The sequence below is a fragment of the Enterobacter cloacae complex sp. P40C2 genome (assembly GCF_014930695.1).
GTDB classification, from domain to species: domain Bacteria; phylum Pseudomonadota; class Gammaproteobacteria; order Enterobacterales; family Enterobacteriaceae; genus Enterobacter; species Enterobacter pasteurii.
Genome location: NZ_JADBRP010000002.1, coordinates 417,507 through 433,099 on the forward strand (window position 1 = coordinate 417,507; position 15,593 = coordinate 433,099).

General features: G+C 56.1%; 16 protein-coding genes. 7 read left to right on the top strand and 9 right to left on the bottom strand.

Features of this window, described 5'->3' with window-relative positions; all coding sequences use genetic code 11:
• Positions 1–48 precede the first annotated feature (48 nt).
• Positions 49–459 carry a hypothetical protein gene (locus IM304_RS07190; protein WP_193354873.1) on the bottom strand — a complete coding sequence of 137 codons (411 nt, stop codon included), beginning with the start codon at positions 457–459 and terminating at the stop codon, positions 49–51.
• A gap of 329 nt (positions 460–788) precedes the next feature.
• Positions 789–995: a DUF1107 domain-containing protein gene (locus IM304_RS07195; RefSeq protein WP_003856054.1), complete on the bottom strand. Its 207-nt coding sequence runs from the start codon at positions 993–995 to the stop codon at positions 789–791.
• A 323-nt stretch (positions 996–1,318) separates the two neighbouring features.
• Here IM304_RS07195 and IM304_RS07200 point away from each other — a divergent pair, with 323 nt between their 5' ends.
• A complete protein-coding gene (locus tag IM304_RS07200; protein WP_176608883.1) occupies positions 1,319–1,876 on the top strand; it encodes a YtfJ family protein in 558 nt (185 codons plus the stop codon).
• Here IM304_RS07200 and cysQ read toward each other — a convergent pair.
• Positions 1,870–2,610, bottom strand: a complete 741-nt coding sequence (gene cysQ / locus IM304_RS07205) for a 3'(2'),5'-bisphosphate nucleotidase CysQ (RefSeq protein ID WP_148421904.1) — start codon at positions 2,608–2,610, stop codon at positions 1,870–1,872. The genes IM304_RS07200 and cysQ overlap by 7 nt on opposite strands.
• A gap of 190 nt (positions 2,611–2,800) precedes the next feature.
• Between cysQ and IM304_RS07210 the strand changes: the two genes are divergently transcribed.
• Positions 2,801–4,744 carry a bifunctional 2',3'-cyclic-nucleotide 2'-phosphodiesterase/3'-nucleotidase gene (locus IM304_RS07210; protein WP_193354874.1) on the top strand — a complete coding sequence of 648 codons (1,944 nt, stop codon included), beginning with the start codon at positions 2,801–2,803 and terminating at the stop codon, positions 4,742–4,744.
• A 75-nt stretch (positions 4,745–4,819) separates the two neighbouring features.
• Here IM304_RS07210 and IM304_RS07215 read toward each other — a convergent pair whose 3' ends face one another.
• On the bottom strand, positions 4,820–5,200 hold the full coding sequence (locus tag IM304_RS07215) for a helix-turn-helix domain-containing protein (RefSeq protein ID WP_148421901.1): 381 nt from the start codon (positions 5,198–5,200) through the stop codon (positions 4,820–4,822).
• 90 nt (positions 5,201–5,290) lie between these two features.
• Here IM304_RS07215 and IM304_RS07220 point away from each other — a divergent pair, with 90 nt between their 5' ends.
• From IM304_RS07220 to IM304_RS07230, 3 genes are all read left to right on the top strand, one after another.
• Positions 5,291–6,139: an SDR family oxidoreductase gene (locus IM304_RS07220; RefSeq protein WP_193354875.1), complete on the top strand. Its 849-nt coding sequence runs from the start codon at positions 5,291–5,293 to the stop codon at positions 6,137–6,139.
• 81 nt (positions 6,140–6,220) lie between these two features.
• Positions 6,221–7,045, top strand: a complete 825-nt coding sequence (locus IM304_RS07225; RefSeq protein ID WP_193354876.1) for an AraC family transcriptional regulator — start codon at positions 6,221–6,223, stop codon at positions 7,043–7,045.
• 75 nt (positions 7,046–7,120) lie between these two features.
• Positions 7,121–8,086, top strand: a complete 966-nt coding sequence (locus IM304_RS07230) for a DMT family transporter (RefSeq protein WP_193354897.1) — start codon at positions 7,121–7,123, stop codon at positions 8,084–8,086.
• 38 nt (positions 8,087–8,124) lie between these two features.
• On the opposite strand, the gene IM304_RS07235 is transcribed toward IM304_RS07230, so the two are convergent.
• Positions 8,125–9,774 carry a methyl-accepting chemotaxis protein gene (locus IM304_RS07235; RefSeq protein ID WP_193354877.1) on the bottom strand — a complete coding sequence of 550 codons (1,650 nt, stop codon included), beginning with the start codon at positions 9,772–9,774 and terminating at the stop codon, positions 8,125–8,127.
• Positions 9,775–10,018: 244 nt separating this feature from the next.
• Here IM304_RS07235 and ytfE point away from each other — a divergent pair, with 244 nt between their 5' ends.
• Positions 10,019–10,681, top strand: coding sequence for an iron-sulfur cluster repair protein YtfE (ytfE, locus tag IM304_RS07240; protein ID WP_176608889.1), 663 nt, complete (start codon positions 10,019–10,021; stop codon positions 10,679–10,681).
• 84 nt (positions 10,682–10,765) lie between these two features.
• Here ytfE and cycA read toward each other — a convergent pair whose 3' ends face one another.
• Both cycA and fklB read right to left on the bottom strand, forming a co-directional pair.
• On the bottom strand, positions 10,766–12,175 hold the full coding sequence (gene cycA, locus IM304_RS07245; RefSeq protein ID WP_148421891.1) for a D-serine/D-alanine/glycine transporter: 1,410 nt from the start codon (positions 12,173–12,175) through the stop codon (positions 10,766–10,768).
• Positions 12,176–12,489: 314 nt separating this feature from the next.
• Complete coding sequence (fklB, locus tag IM304_RS07250) at positions 12,490–13,110, bottom strand: FKBP-type peptidyl-prolyl cis-trans isomerase (RefSeq protein ID WP_008502892.1); 621 nt, start codon at positions 13,108–13,110, stop codon at positions 12,490–12,492.
• Positions 13,111–13,341: 231 nt separating this feature from the next.
• Here fklB and IM304_RS07255 point away from each other — a divergent pair, with 231 nt between their 5' ends.
• On the top strand, positions 13,342–13,980 hold the full coding sequence (locus IM304_RS07255) for an OapA family protein (protein WP_193354878.1): 639 nt from the start codon (positions 13,342–13,344) through the stop codon (positions 13,978–13,980).
• Positions 13,981–14,023: 43 nt separating this feature from the next.
• Here IM304_RS07255 and IM304_RS07260 read toward each other — a convergent pair whose 3' ends face one another.
• Positions 14,024–14,953, bottom strand: a complete 930-nt coding sequence (locus tag IM304_RS07260; RefSeq protein WP_148421887.1) for a DMT family transporter — start codon at positions 14,951–14,953, stop codon at positions 14,024–14,026.
• A gap of 152 nt (positions 14,954–15,105) precedes the next feature.
• Positions 15,106–15,555 carry a 50S ribosomal protein L9 gene (gene rplI, locus IM304_RS07265; RefSeq protein WP_006810372.1) on the bottom strand — a complete coding sequence of 150 codons (450 nt, stop codon included), beginning with the start codon at positions 15,553–15,555 and terminating at the stop codon, positions 15,106–15,108.
• Between the last annotated feature and the right edge of the window lie 38 nt (positions 15,556–15,593).

The window sequence follows — 15,593 nt, forward strand, 5'->3', positions numbered from 1 at the left end:
TAAAAACGTAAGCTGTCGTTTATTTAACTAACATGATTTTTTAAGTCATTAGAAGGGGGATGAGTTGAGATAAATAAAGACGGAGCCTGCAATATTTTTAAATTTAAAAATATCCCCACTTACTTTAAGGAAGATAGATCTGTCTTCAATGCTAATCTTTACGCCAGGATCGGTGGTAACAAGAAAAGGTTCATAACCGTTTTTAACGTCTTCTAAAAAAACCTCATCGGTCTTCCGTGCTGAATAAACATAATATTTGTAAACGAAAGCAGTCGTCGCACCCGCGCTGCTTTCCGTAACGTACAGCATAGACGTATCCGCTACGGTATGCCGATAAACTATTGTCTGTTCCAGGTAAAAATAGTCTCCAGACATGCGCCAAAGTCCATATCCTATAATAGCTAACATAGATAATACGAATATGTTCTTATTTTTAAAAACCTGATCACGATGCATCATATTTCCAGTCCTTTTCCATGCGCAACGGCTTCTCTTCTCAGCCAACAATAAAAGATCGGCTATTTACTACACGCTTATAAAAGTAGAGGGATACTCTTTATGCCATGGATAATAAGACCAATAACGATCCAGGATTTTAATGTTTTATATCAATTTTTAAGTACTGAAAAAGATTTTAAGATTAACTTCATCAATTCACAGTTATACCCGTTGAGACCAATAACGCCAGGTCAAAACTCCCGGCTTTAGGGTATGCCTCTCAACTGGCCCCACAAACATCAACGGCTCCCATCGGGAGCCGTCTTTTTAACTACTGCATAGCACGTTGGTTAAGCCATCTCAGTTTGCAGACGCATAACCTGGCGGTTGACTTCGGACATCACAGACAGGTGCTGTTTGTCCTTCACTTTCGGGATAAGGATTTTCCCCTTATCGAACTCAAAAGCGCCAACATCCTTGATGTACAACCGTCCACGGAACAGGATCTTCACGTACTTCGCCACCTGAAGCGGGTTGTAGCGTTGGAAAATTTTCATTCTTGTATCTCCTGCGAATCATACGCTCTTGCGGTGCCACAATCGGCCCGACTGTCCTGAGCGCAAATTTTGATGCCCAATGACTATAGACCAGAACCTCGTACTTACCCAGTGTGCATAAGTTTATTTACCGTTTGATTACAATTATTCAGAATAATCTTTGCAAACCGTGATGCAGAGCAGTATATGCCGTCGTTTTTGCATGGATATGTGCGTTCGCCCGCAAACTGGCATCGGGATTGCGGGAAAAGCCCATTGATCGCACTTATGATTAAAGCGCATGACCAAGTGGTCGGATCACCTGCTCACAATAAGGAAACACCATGACCCTACGTAACATCCTGGCAGCAGCTTGCCTGTTGCTGCCTCTGATGGCATCCGCACATAACATTGAAAAAGGACAACGCGTTCCGCCCGTCGGCATTGCTGACCGGGGAGAATTGATTCTCGACAATGATAAGTTTAGCTATAAAGCCTGGAATAGCGCGCAGCTCGCGGGCAAAGTGAGAGTTGTACAACATATTGCCGGTCGTACATCCGCAAAAGAGAAAAACGCGACACTCGTGGAGGCGATCAAGTCAGCAAAATTCCCTCACGACCGCTATCAGACCACCACCATCGTGAACACCGACGATGCCATTCCCGGCTCCGGGATGTTTGTGCGTTCAAGCCTGGAGAGCAATAAGAAGCTCTATCCGTGGTCGCAGTTTATTGTCGACAGCAACGGCGTGACGCGTAAGGCCTGGCAGCTGGAAGAAGAGAGTTCAGCGGTTATCGTGCTGGATAAAGAGGGCCGCGTAGCGTGGGTCAAAGACGGCGCGCTGACCCAGGATGAGGTGCAGCAGGTGGTTGCCCTGCTGCACAAGCTGCTGGCTCAGTAAAGTGATACCCGGAAGCCCGGGTTCAGGAATGACTCGCGCGGGGTGTAGTCCAGCGGCTTGCCCTGCCAGTCATGCACATGCGCACCGGCCGCAGCGGCAACGGCATGGCCCGCTGCGGTATCCCAGACGTTCGTTGGCCCAAAACGGGGGTACAGCTGCGCCTGCCCTTCCGCCACCAGGCAGAACTTCAGCGACGAGCCAATCGACGTGGTCTGATGTTCGCCCAGCTGCTGTAGGTACTCCTCCAGCTCGCTGTCGCTGTGCGAGCGGCTGATCACCACCAGCGGTGGACGCGCGTCGCGCACCTGAATCTGCTTACGCACCCCGCACTCTTCCTTCCAGGCCTTGCCTTCCGCCGCGCTGTACATCACCTTCATCACCGGAGCGTAAACCACGCCGAGCACCGCTTTCCCGTTTTCAATCAGGGCGATGTTCACGGTAAATTCACCGTTACGCTTGATGAACTCTTTGGTGCCGTCGAGCGGATCCACCAGCCAGTAACGCTGCCAGTGCTGACGTTCGTCCCAGCTCTGGGGCGCTTCTTCGGAAAGGACCGGGATGTCCGGCGTCAGCGCCTGTAAGCCTTTCAGGATCACCGCATGCGCCGCGATATCCGCCGCCGTAACCGGAGAGTCGTCCGCCTTGCTGACAACGTCCATCGGCTGCGCACCGTCGTACACCTGCATAATGGCATCACCCGCATCCCGTGCGAGCTGACAAATCTTATCTAACATTCTCCACCTCTTCGTTAACGCAGTGGGCATAACTTATTGTTTTAGTTATATCGTAATGTGAACAATTCCGCTATCTGTGAAGCAATTCTGGTTTCAGGGGCCTTTTTTCTGGCAGCATTCACACTTCTGTAAGCAATAAAATATACATACATATTCTTTTGTGGCCTGGATCGAAAAAAGGACTCCTCAGATGATTAAGTTTAGCGCAACGCTCCTGGCAACGCTGATTGCGGCAGGCGTTCAGGCAGCGACGGTGGATCTCCGCATTCTGGAAACCACCGATCTGCACGGCAACATGATGGACTTCGATTACTACAAAGATACCCCAACCGAAAAATTCGGCCTGGTACGCACGGCAAGCCTGATTAACGCCGCTCGCGGTGAGGTAAAAAACAGCGTGCTGGTGGACAACGGCGATTTGATACAGGGCAGCCCGCTCGGCGATTACATGGCGGCGAAGGGGCTGAAGAAAGGTGAGATCCACCCGGTCTATAAGGCGATGAATACGCTGGACTATGCCGTCGGCAACCTGGGCAATCACGAATTTAATTACGGGCTTAAATACCTGCACGACGCGCTGGCCGGGGCTAAATTCCCGTATGTTAACGCCAATATCATCGACGTTAAAACCCAGAAGCCGCTGTTTACCCCTTATCTGATTAAAGAGACCGACGCCGTCGATCGGGACGGTAAAAAACAGACGCTGAAAATCGGCTATATCGGCTTTGTACCACCGCAGATCATGACGTGGGATAAAGCCAACCTCGACGGTAAAGTGACCGTCAACGATATTACCGAAACCGCGCGTAAGTACGTCCCGGAGATGCGCGCGAAAGGCGCAGACCTGGTGGTGGTTGTCGCCCACTCGGGCCTCTCCGCCGATCCGTATCAGGCGATGGCCGAAAACTCCGTTTACTACCTCAGCCAGGTGCCGGGCGTCGATGCGATCCTGTTCGGCCACGCCCACGCGGTCTTCCCGGGCAAAGATTTCGCCGGTATCAAAGGCGCAGACATCGAAAAAGGCACGCTCAACGGCGTACCGTCCGTGATGCCGGGCATGTGGGGCGATCATCTTGGCGTGGTGGATCTGGTGCTGAATAACGACGGCGGAAGCTGGAAAGTCACGCAGTCGAAAGCGCAAGCGCGTCCGATTTATGACGTCGCCGCGAAAAAATCCCTGGCCGCAGAGGATAAACCGCTGGTCGAGGTGCTGAAGCACGATCACGACGCCACGCGTGAATTTGTCAGCAAGCCGATCGGTAAATCAGCCGACAATATGTACAGCTTCCTGGCGCTGGTTCAGGATGACCCGACCGTGCAGGTGGTAAACATGGCGCAGAAAGCCTACGCCGAACACTTTATTCAGGGCGACCCGGACCTGGCAAAACTGCCGGTGCTGTCTGCCGCCGCGCCGTTCAAGGTGGGCGGCCGCAAGAACGATCCGGCCAGCTACGTTGAGGTGGAAAAAGGCCAGCTGACCTTCCGCAACGCCGCCGACCTCTACCTTTATCCCAACACCCTCGTCGTGGTGAAGGCCACGGGGAAAGAGGTGAAGGAGTGGCTGGAGTGCTCCGCCGGGCAGTTTAACCAGATCGACCCGCACAGCAGCAAGCCGCAGTCGCTGATTAACTGGGACGGCTTCCGCACCTACAACTTCGACGTGATCGACGGCGTGGAGTATCAGATTGATGTAACCCAGCCCGCCAGATATGACGGCGAGTGCCAGACGATAAACCCGCAGGCGGAGCGCATCAAAAACCTGACCTTCAACGGTAAGGCTATTGACTCGAATGCGACCTTCCTGGTGGTGACCAATAACTATCGCGCCTATGGCGGTAAGTTCGCCGGAACGGGCGACAGCCATATCGCCTTTGCGTCCCCGGATGAGAACCGCTCGGTGCTGGCGGCGTGGATCGGCGCAGAGTCTAAAAAAGCGGGTGAAATTCATCCGGCGGTGGATAACAACTGGCGTCTGGCGCCCATCCACAGCGACACAACGCTGGATATTCGCTTTGAGACCTCACCGTCCGATAAGGCAGCCGCGTTTATTCAGGATAAAGCCCAGTATCCGATGAAAAAGGTCGCGACGGATGACGTTGGCTTTGCGATTTATCAGGTGGATTTGAGCAGGTAAAAGCAAAACGGCAACGCACGTTGCCGTTTTTAACGTTTGTTCCCTCTCCCGCGGGAGAGGGTCAGGCTGAGGGTATCAGGCCGCGCGCTCGTCCCGGTTCGCCAGCACCTGCGGCGTATTCACCTCAATCCAGTCCGCCAGCGCGGCCACTTTCTCGCTTACCTCAACGCCCAGCGGCGTCAGGCTATACTCCACATGCGGCGGCACGACCGGATACGAGACGCGATCGACAAATCCGTCCTGCTCCAGCGCCTGAAGCGACTGGGCCAGCATCTTCTCGCTGACGCCGCCCATCTTGCGGCGCAAGTCGCTGAAGCGGTGCGTGCCCTCGCGTAATGCCACCAGGATCAGCACGCCCCAGCGGCTGGTTACGTGTTTGAGCACGTCCCGGGAGGGGCACTGTTCGGCAAAAAGATTCCCGTCACGCATTTGCTCGGTGAGCGTTGGTATCGTCATTTTAATACTTACCTTTTTGTACGTACTTACTAAAAGTTAGTTATGGTGCTAGTGTGCCACAACAACAGACAAACACGAAGGAGATTCATCATGATCGCAATTACCGGCGTTACCGGCCAGCTTGGCAAACTCGTTATTGAACAGCTTCTGAAAACCGTTCCGGCCAGCCAGATTGTGGCTATCGTGCGTAACCCGGCGAAAGCCGACGCGTTGAGTCAGCAGGGGCTCGACGTGCGTCAGGCGGACTACACCGATGAAGCCGCCTTCACCACCGCGCTGAACGGCGTGGATAAACTGCTGCTCATCTCCTCCAGCGAAGTGGGCCAGCGCGCCGTACAGCATCAGAACGTGATTAACGCTGCCAAAGCGGCAGGCGTGAAGTTCATCGCCTACACCAGCCTGCTGCACGCGGATAACTCCCCGCTGGGCCTGCACGCAGAGCACGTTGAAACCGAAAATGCGCTGGCGGCCTCCGGCGTGCCTTATGCCCTGCTGCGCAACGGCTGGTATACCGAAAACTATCTGGCGAGCGCGCCGCCAGCCCTGGAACACGGCGTGTTTATTGGCGCGGCGGGTGACGGCAAAATAGCCTCCGCGACCCGTGCGGATTACGCGGCGGCAGCGGCGAAAGTCATTTCTGAAGAGGGCCATGCAGGCAAGGTCTACGAGCTGGCGGGCGACCACGGCTGGACGCTGAGCGAGCTGGCGGCGGAACTGAGCAAGCAGAGCGGCAAGCCGGTGGCTTATCAGAACCTGAGCGAAGCGGATTTCGCCGCTGCGCTGAAGGGCGCTGGCCTGCCTGCCGGGCTGGCGGATATGCTGGCGGACTCCGACACGGGCGCGTCCAGAGGCGGCCTGTTTGACGACAGCCATACCCTGAGCAGGCTGATTGGCCGTCCGACGACGCCGCTGGCGGAAAGCATCAAAGCCATTCTGTAATTGTTAAGAATCGGTTATTTTTTGTGGCATCCCCCTGGGTCATCTCTGATAATAAAGCGATGACCCACAAGGAGGCTCACCGTGCAAGGCGTACCGGAACAGTTTACTGATGAGAGAGACAGCGCGCGCTTTCGCCATCTGGCGCAGCTGCCCGGTCTTGAGCTTTATCATGCCCATATTTCTGACTACGCCTTCGAGCCCCATACCCATGAAGCGTTCGGCATCGGCACCATCGAAACCGGTGCCGAGCGCTTTCGCTATCGCGGGACCCAGCATCTCGCCGCTGAAAAATCCGTTGTCACCATGAACCCGGACGAGATCCACACCGGAGAGTCAGCAACCGAGGGCGGCTGGCGCTATCGGATGGTCTATCTCGAACCCGATCTGCTGGAGGAGGTCACCGGCCTGCGCCACTGGTGGTTTAGCGACGTAACCCGCCATGACCCGCTGCGCTCGCAGCAAATTGGCCAGCTGATTTACGGCCTGTGGCATACGGACGATCCGCTGGCACAGAAGGGGTTATTGCTGGATTTGATTCAGGCTTTTCAGCCGCTGGCCCACCATGCGCCAGTCGTTAACGAAGGCGCGCACCGCTTCGAACGCGTTCGCGACTATCTGCACGATAACTATATGCGCTCGCTCACCCTGGACGAGCTGGCCAACGTCGTCTCGCTCAGCCCGTACCATTTTCAGCGTCAGTTCAAAGCCCATTTTCACGTCACCCCGCATCAGATGCTGATGGCCATTCGCCTGTGGCGCGCCAAAGCGTTCCTTACGCACGGCATGCCTGCCGCCGAAGTGGCCGCCGCAACGGGGCTGACCGATCAGTCGCACCTGACCCGCGCCTTTACCCGCCGCTACGGCATTACGCCCGTGCGCTACCAGAAGCAGGTTGCCAGGCGCTGATGCGCAATCTCATACAATACGCGCGCGCGTCCGCCTCCTACACTGGTTACAAAATGAATCACTGTGGATGAGAAGATGATTAGCGGCGTGTTGTATGCCCTGCTTGCGGGTTTAATGTGGGGGCTGATTTTCGTAGGCCCGCTGATTGTGCCGGAGTACCCGGCGATATTGCAGTCTACCGGACGCTATCTGGCGCTGGGGCTGATTGCCGTGCCGCTGGCGTGGCTGGGACGCGCGCGCTTGCGTCAGCTTGGTCGTCAGGACTGGATCACCGCGCTGGCGCTGACCATGACGGGTAATCTTATCTACTACGTCTGTCTGGCGAGCGCCATTCAGCGCACCGGCGCGCCGGTTTCCACCATGATTATCGGTACGCTGCCGGTCGTGATCCCGGTTTTCGCGAACCTGCTTTACAGCCAGCGTGACGGCAGGCTGGCGTGGTCAAAAATGGCGCCGGCGCTGGCCTGCACCGCTGTGGGGCTGGTGTGCGTTAATATCGCCGAGCTGCGCCACGGTCTGGAGGATTTCAGCTTGTGGCGCTACGGTTCGGGTATCCTGTTAGCGTTCATCTCGGTGGCGTGCTGGGCCTGGTATGCCCTGCGCAACGCGCGCTGGCTGCGGGAGAACCCGGACAAACACCCGATGATGTGGGCCACGGCGCAGGCGCTGGTGACGCTCCCCGTCTCGTTAGTGGGCTATGTCGGCGCGTGTATCTGGCTGGGCAGCCAGCAGCCGGCGTTTACCCTGCCCTTTGGGCCGCGCCCGTGGGTGTTCGTCGGGCTGATGGTCGCCATTGCCGTGCTGTGTTCATGGGTAGGCGCGCTGTGCTGGAACGTGGCCAGCCAGAAGCTGCCGACGGTGATCTTAGGGCCGCTGATTGTCTTCGAAACCCTGGCCGGGCTGCTCTATACCTTCCTGATGCGCCAGAGCGTGCCGCCGCTGTTAACGGCCTGCGGGATCGCGCTGCTGGTCCTTGGGGTGGTGATTGCGGTGAGAGCGAAGCCGGAAAAACCGAGGGTCGTTCCGGCTTCGGAGACGTAATTTTTGCCGGGTGGCGCGAACGCCTACCCGGCACTGGGTTAAAACGTTTCCCAGTTCGCTTCAGACGCCGACGCTACGGGCTGCGCCCTGGCTGCAACGCTTTTCACCGGGGCTGCCTTCACCGCCTGGCTGCGGGTGATTTTAAATACCGCCACCGCTTCGTTCAGGCGCGCCGCCTGGTCTTCCAGCGCTGCCGCCGCTGCCGCAGATTCCTCCACCAGCGAGGCGTTCTGCTGGGTGACGCGATCCATCTCCGCCACGGCCTGACCTACCTGGTCGATACCGCGGCTCTGCTCGTCGGACGCAGAGGCAATCTCGCCCATAATGTCCGTTACGCGCGTAACCGCACTGACGATTTCCGCCATCGTCGCGCCCGCCTCATTCACCAGCTGAGAGCCTGCGTTTACGCGCTCGCCAGAATCGTCGATTAGCGCTTTGATCTCTTTCGCCGCCTGAGCGCTGCGCTGGGCCAGAGTACGCACTTCGCCCGCAACCACCGCAAAGCCGCGGCCCTGTTCGCCCGCGCGCGCGGCTTCTACCGCCGCGTTCAGCGCCAGGATGTTGGTCTGGAAGGCAATGCCGTCGATCACGTTGGTGATCTGCGCTATTTTGCTGGAGCTGGTGGCGATTTCATCCATTGTGCGCACCACGCCTTCCACCACGTTTCCACCCTTCTTCGCGGTGGAAGAGGCATCCAGCGCCAGGCGGGAAGCCTGACGCGCGTTATCGGCGTTTTGCTTCACGGTAGCGGTCAGCTGCTCCATGCTGGCGGCGGTTTCTTCCAGCGACGCGGCCTGCTGCTCGGTACGGGAAGAGAGATCGTTACTGCCGGCAGAAATTTCACCCGCGCCGGTGTAGATGGTGTCTGCGCCTTCACGCACCACGCCCACCGTGTTGGCCAGCGCGGTTTGCATCTCCTGGACGTTACGCGCCAGGATCGCCATTTCGTTTTTCCCCTCAGCCTGAACCGGCTGGGTTAAATCCCCTGCTGCAATGGCGCGGATGTGATTAATCACCTCTTCCAGCGGCAGCAGCAGCACGCGGCGCATCGCAATCCAGCTGGAAATAATCACCGCGATCACCAGCAGCATCACCGCAGAAAGAATCCACAGAATGCGCCTGTAGTCGCTTTCATTGTCCTTGATGCCTTTCGCGGTAAGCGCGGCCTGCGCCTCACGCCACTCGTGATAGACCTTCTGCATCGCGGTCTGTTTCTGCTCCGCATTTTGCTTGAACATATCTTCCAGATTACCCTGGCCCAGCAGGACGTTCATTTGCGTCAGCGTGGCGGAGTAAATGCGGTACTGTTCTTCCAGCCTGTCGGCCAGGCGCTCATCCAGCCCCGGGGTTTCCGGCAGCGCGTAGTAGGTATCGTAGTGGGCCTGCGCGTCGGCCAGCAGGTTTTTCGTGGTATTCACCAGCTCGTTCAGCTGGCCGCCGTTAATTTGGGAAGCCATGCTGCTTTGCAGGCGCAGCATGCCGCGGTTCAGGGTGACGCGCGCCTGGTTCAGGCTAATCCATGCATCGGTAAACTCCGCCACGTTCTGGCTGGAAATCTGAGAAACGGTGAAGTTCTCTTTATCGTTATTGAGCGCGTTGATGAAAATGCCGGCGGAGATCAGTTGCATAATGCCGAGCACAAGCAGCACCGAAATCAGAAGAGTAATCACTTTTATACGTTTAAACATGCGTTGCCTTTTTATATGCAGGTTTGTCTGACGTGTATCTATCGGCACGCGCAGCGGGTTGTTTACTGTTTCTCCACCTTTAAAAACTTTCTAAAGCCCTTTTCTGCATTCAATCAGCAGCTTAAAAGCGCTCTTTTTTTTGTGAGCGCCCTCTCATTTTTACCCTTGCCACTAAAGGGTTATAGTATCGGCTTAAAGATGCATTTAAAATGCATCTTATATTCCTGATGATGAGGTAACGACTATGGCCTTCCGCGATCAACCCCTGGGCGAGCTGGCGCTCTCCATCCCTCGCGCTTCTGCGCTGTTCCGCAAATACGACATGGATTACTGCTGCGGCGGTAAGCAAACGCTGGCGCGTGCAGCGTCGCGTAAAGAGCTGGACGTGGAGGCTATCGAAGCGGAGCTGGCGCTGCTGGCCGAACAGCCTGTCGATAAAGACTGGCGCACCGCGCCGCTTGCTGAAATCATCGACCATATCATCGTGCGTTACCACGATCGTCACCGCGAACAGCTGCCGGAGCTGATTTTGCAGGCGACCAAAGTCGAGCGCGTTCACGCCGACAAACCCTCCGTACCGCGCGGTCTGGCAAAATACCTGACCATGCTGCACGAAGAACTTTCCAGCCACATGATGAAAGAAGAGCAGATCCTCTTCCCGATGATTAAACAGGGAATGGGTAGCCAGGCGATGGGGCCTATAAGCGTGATGGAAAGCGAGCATGATGACGCCGGCGAACTGCTGGAAGTGATTAAACACACCACCAATAACGTCACCCCGCCGCCAGAAGCGTGCACCACCTGGAAAGCGCTGTACAACGGCATTAACGAGACGATCGACGATCTGATGGAACACATCAGTCTTGAGAATAACGTTCTGTTCCCGCGCGCACTGGCCGGGGAATAAAAAAGGCCGCTGCGGCCTGATGCCCCCTCCCACGGAGAGAGGGAGCAAAAACTAAAAACGGCAACCGACGTTGCCGTTTTGCTTTTACCTTACGCCCGCCATACGTTTCTTACCGATAAACAGCCAGCCCAGCCCCAGCGCGATAAACCACAGCGGGGTGACGATCAGCGCCTGACGGGTATCTTCTTCCAGCGTCAGCAGCACCAGCACGAAGACGAAGAACGCCATGCATACCCAGCACATCAGCTTGCCCAGCGGCATCTTGTAGATCGACTTCTCATGCAGGTGTGGACGCTGTTTGCGGTACACCAGGTACGAGCACAGGATGATGGTCCAGACGAACATGAACAGGATCGCAGAGACCGTGGTAATCATGGTGAATGCGCCAATCACGCTCGGGTTGACGTAGAGCATCACCACGCCGCCCAGCAGGCAAATGCAGGAGAAGGTCAGCCCTTTCGCCGGTACCGCGCGTTTAGAGAGTTTGGCGAACGCGCTCGGGGCAACGCCTTCCTGCGCCAGGCCGAACAGCATTCGGCTGGTGGAGAACACGCCGCTGTTCGCCGATGAAGCCGCGGAGGTCAGCACCACAAAGTTAATCAGGCTCGCCGCCGCCGGCAGGCCGACCAGCACGAACAGCTCGACGAACGGGCTCTTCGTTGGCACTACCGAACTCCACGGCGTCACGGACATGATGATAATCAGCGCGAACACGTAGAACATGATGATACGCAGCGGAATGGAGTTGATCGCGCGCGGCAGGGATTTCTCCGGATCTTTGGTTTCCGCCGCCGTGGTACCGACCAGCTCAATGCCGACAAACGCGAATACCGCAATCTGGAACCCGGCAAAGAAGCCGCTAATGCCTTTCGGGAACCAGCCGCCGTCATTCCACAGATGGGCAAACGACGCCTGAACGCCGGTTGGCGACTGGAAGTGCGTCAGCACCATCACCAGCCCGACGACAATCAGCGCGATGATGGCGACGATTTTGATCATCGCGAACCAGAACTCCATTTCACCGAACATTTTAACGGTGGCGAGGTTGAGGCTCAGCAGCAGGACAATCACCGCCAGCGAGGCCACCCAGTCCGACAGGCCGGGGAACCAGAACTGTGCGTAAGCCGTAATGGCAACGACGTCCGCCATACCGGTAACGACCCAGCAGAACCAGTAGGTCCAGCCGGTAAAATAGCCCGCCCACGGGCCGAGCAGATCCGACGCGAAATCGCTGAAGGATTTGTATTCGAGATTCGAGAGCAGCAGTTCGCCCATTGCGCGCATCACGAAAAAGAGCATAAAGCCGATGATCATATAAACGAAGATGATCGACGGCCCGGCAAGACTGATGGTTTTGCCCGAGCCCATAAACAGCCCGGTGCCGATGGCGCCCCCAATGGCAATAAGCTGAATGTGACGGTTTGTGAGATTACGCCGTAGCGACTGTTCAGATGTCGCCTCTTCTGCGGCGGCGACTTTGACCTGATCTACCATGTTATATTTTCCTGTTTATGCCTGTCTGTGTTGTTAAGGCTCTGTTGGCCTTTAAATACGCCAAATAAATGACGGTCCCTTTGTAAGGGCTTATCGATAGTAGGTAAGAATCGGCGGGATGAATACTATGAATTGAATATTATGTTAATAATATGTTGAAAGTGAGTGTCATATCACTCATACAGCGCGAAACAGCTCACAAAAATACACGCAACAGTTTCGTTTGCAACATAAAATGTTGATTCCGTCGTAACTATAGGTTTTATCGCTATTTTCCTCTCCCCGTGCGGAGAGAGGAAAATAAGAAAAGCCGATTACAGGATTTCCAGCAGCTCGACTTCAAACACCAGGGTGCTGAACGGCGGAATGGACGCGCCAGCGCCGCGCTCGCCGTAAGCCAGGTTATGAGGGATGGTCAGTTCCCATTTGGAGCCCACTGGCATCAGGGTTAATGCTTCGATCCAGCCAGCGATAACGCCGTTAACCGGGAACTCAGCCGGTTCGCCGCGCGCTACGGAGCTGTCGAACACGGTACCGTCAATCAGCTTACCGGTGTAGTGGACGCGAACGTGGTCGGTACGAGCCGGGATTGCGCCGTCACCCTGGTTGATCACGCGGAACTGCAGGCCAGACTCGGTGCTGTTCACGCCTTCACGCTCGCGGTTCTCTTCCAGATATTTCACGCCTTCTGCCGCCATCTCCTCGAAACGCGCGCGACGTACGGCGTCAGCACGTTCGTGGATTTCACGCAGCGCACGGTGCACAACGTCTACCGGCACGGCTGGCTGCTTGCCTTCCAGCGCATCAGCGATACCCGCCACCAGCGCTTCCGGTAACAGACCTTCCAGGCCGGATTCGCTCAGCTGCTGTCCTACCTGCAAGCCGATGCCGTAGCTTGCCTGCGCTTCGATAGTGTCAAAAGTCGGGGTGGTCATGGGTTTTCCTTCCATCACATTTAAAGTAGCGGGCAGCATATCAGCCATGCCCTTATGGGTAAAACTTTGTCTTAAGTAAAGGTGACAAACTGCGGCGAAACGGAAACAATAGTAGCCGTCAGGATTTTCCCGAATATATGTCACGAAAGCTGGCTTTGTTACGCCCATCAGGCAGTTAGCAAACTACACTTCTCAGGACAGGATAAAAAGACGCGGAGCAGGAGGAGAGCCATGCCCGGGCGATTTGAACTGAAACCTACCCTGGCGAAAATCTGGCATGCGCCGGATAACTTTCGCATCATGGACCCGCTGCCGCCTTTGCACCGCAGGGGCATTATCATTGGCGCGCTGCTGATCGTCATCGGCTTCCTGCTTCCTTCCGGCGGTGACAGCGGTGATACCGCGCCGGTTAGCCGGAATGCCGAGCTGGATATTCAGTCGCAAAGCCGGCCGCAGCCCGATTCACAGCCGATGCAGACGCAGCTGGTTACGCCATCTAACGATCCGGGCCAGGTTGCGCCAGTTGAGCCTGAGCCCGTTCAGGACGATCAGGAGCAGGCCGCCGCCCCTTCTGAACCGCAGGCTCAACAGCCTACCGGCATCGAGCAGCAGTGGCGCTCGTATCGCGTCGAGTCGGGGAAAACCCTTGCCCAACTGTTCCGCGACCATAATCTGCCCGCGACGGACGTGTATGCCATGGCGCAAGTCGAAGGGGCAGGCAAGCCGCTCAGCAACCTGCAAAATGGTCAGATGGTGCAGATCCGCCAGAATGCCAGCGGCGTGGTGACCGGGCTGACGATTGATACCGGGAACGGTCAGCAGGTGCTGTTTACCCGCCAGCCGGACGGCAGCTTTATCAGAGCACGGTAGTTTGCAGGCCGGGTAAGGCAAAGCCGTTACCCGGCGAAAATTCTCAGGCGTTCCGCTTATTTACCCACCATATCCCCGAACAGACCAGCACCAGCGCAATCGCGTATTTGATGTCCAGAATGTTTTCGCCGAGAAAAATGGCGGAGAGCACCGTCCCTGCCACAGGGATGACAAAGTTGAACGGGGCAATCATGCTTACGCGGTTCACCTTAAGCAGCGCGCTCCACAGGGCGAACGCCACCGATGAAAGCAGCGTCAGATAGCCCAGCACGGCGGCTGCCTTCATGCTGTGCACTTCCAGCGTCCCGCCCGTAGCATAGCCTCCCGCAACCAGTGCCGCCCCGCCTATCCCCAGCTGCCAGCCGGTCATTACCGTCGGGTCAACGGTCTGGGAGATCCGCTTTCCGTAAAGCGTGGCGGCAGAGAGAATAAAGGCCGCCAGCACCACGAAACCGTCACCTTGCCAGACAAACTGGAAATCACTTAACCCGCTGTGGAAGTTTACCAGCATCACCCCGGCAAACCCGAGAATGCAGCCCAGCGTTTTGTTATAGCTGAGCTTGTCGTTGTGATAGATAAAGTGCGCCAGCAGCACGCTGAAGAAGGTGCCGGTGGCGTTCATGATGGAGCCATTCACGCCCGTCGTGTAGGCAAGGCCAATATAAAAGAAGGTGTACTGAATGGTGGTCTGGGTCAGCCCGAGGATCGTTAGCTGGCCAAACTGCGTGGGGGTGAGCCTGCCAATCGGTTTTCGCTGGGCCAGGGCAAACAGCAGCAGTAGCGCACCGGCAAACAGAAAACGGTATCCGGCAAACACCACCTTGGACGGGATATCATCGGTCGCGATCTGAAAGAGTTCATAGCCACTTTTTATGGCCGGGTACGAGCTACCCCAAAGCAGACAGCAGAGCGTGGCGCAGGCATAGGCCACATTTCGACGGGCAAAGACGGGCGTGGGTAGAGCGGTGTCCATGACTAATCTCATAAATAAAATTGCGTTTCAATTTATTATCAGAGAATGCGTCAGGAATAGCGACCTTACAAGAGCAAAAGATGATGCAGGGTCACGCTAAAAAGCAAAACGCCGGCACAGGGCCGGCGCTTCGACGTGAGCAGAGTAAAAAATTACTCAGCTACAACGTTAACAACCAGTTTAGCGAACACTTCGCTGTGAACCTGGAAGTCAACTTCGTGCTCACCAGTGGTACGCAGAACGCCGTTCGGCATGCGAACTTCGCTCTTAGCCACTTTAACGCCTGCTGCAGTTACTGCATCAGCGATATCGCGGGTACCGATGGAACCGAACAGTTTACCTTCGTCGCCAGCTTTAGACGCGATAGTAACGGTGCCCAGTGCGTTGATTGCTTCAGCGCGAGCGTTAGCAGCCGCCAGAACGTCAGCCAGTTTGGCTTCCAGTTCAGCACGACGTGCTTCGAAAAACTCTACGTTTTTCTTAGTAGCTGGAACAGCTTTACCCTGTGGTACCAGGAAGTTACGAGCGTAACCCGCTTTAACGTTTACCTGATCACCCAGGCTGCCCAGGTTTGCTACTTTATCAAGCAGAATAACTTGCATTACCTTATCCTCTTAAAGTCGTATTAATGGACCGTGCC